At 43.4% G+C, this 799-nt stretch carries 1 protein-coding gene; it reads left to right on the plus strand.

Going from position 1 to position 799, the window contains the following annotated elements:
• Window positions 1–709 (plus strand): transglutaminase family protein (locus tag A3763_RS26200; protein ID WP_197483151.1); only part of this gene is annotated, 709 nt, incomplete at its 5' end.
• Window positions 710–799 lie beyond the last annotated feature (90 nt).

A 799-nucleotide genomic window follows, 5' to 3' on the forward strand; every position in this document is an offset into this window, starting at 1 on the left:
AAAAACGGGGTTCTGCGCGCATTATGCAGGGAGCCTCGCTTACATGTTACGGCTTGCAAATATTCCTGCTCGCGTAGTGATCGGGTATCAAGGTGGAGAGTTGCGCGATAATGGAAAATATATGGTTGTCCATCAATACGATGCGCATGCTTGGGTTGAAGTGTACATAGTTGGTAAAGGTTGGTTTAGGGCTGACCCTACCTCGATGGTTGCACCAGAAAGAATATTGGATGGTGGGGCTGATGCCTTTCGCGAGAAAGAAGGCTTTCTTGAAGACTCACCACTTTCATCAGTTGGGCAGCAATTAGCGCTTGTTAAGTGGGTGGGGCAATATGTTGATAAAATGAGTTATGGCTGGCAAAAATGGGTAGTGAATTACAATCAGGGAGAGCATAAAAAGTTTGTCAGTTCGGTATTAGGGGAGTACAGCCTTTTAAGTGTCGCCAGTTTATTTGCGTATGTGCTTGTCGCTATTTTTATTTTATTCACCATCTATTTGTGGGGCCAAAAGTATGCCTTCAAATATACCTGGACAGAGAAAAAATATATGATGTGCTGCTACGTATTAGCTCGAATTGGCTATAGCAGAACGCTGGGTGAAACGCCCAGGCAATATTTATTACGTATTCATTCTATCGCACCGCAATACCTCTATCGTATTTTAGAGCGAGTGACGAGTGACTTAGAGCGAAAGCAATATCAGTCTTGATGTCATCAAGGTAAAATTGGTCTTTGGTGTTGGCTAAAACGGTTAAAGGAATCAGGTAATGTCATTTTTTCCTTGGCAGGCGGCTCAGTG

The organism is Oleiphilus sp. HI0128, assembly GCF_001635365.1.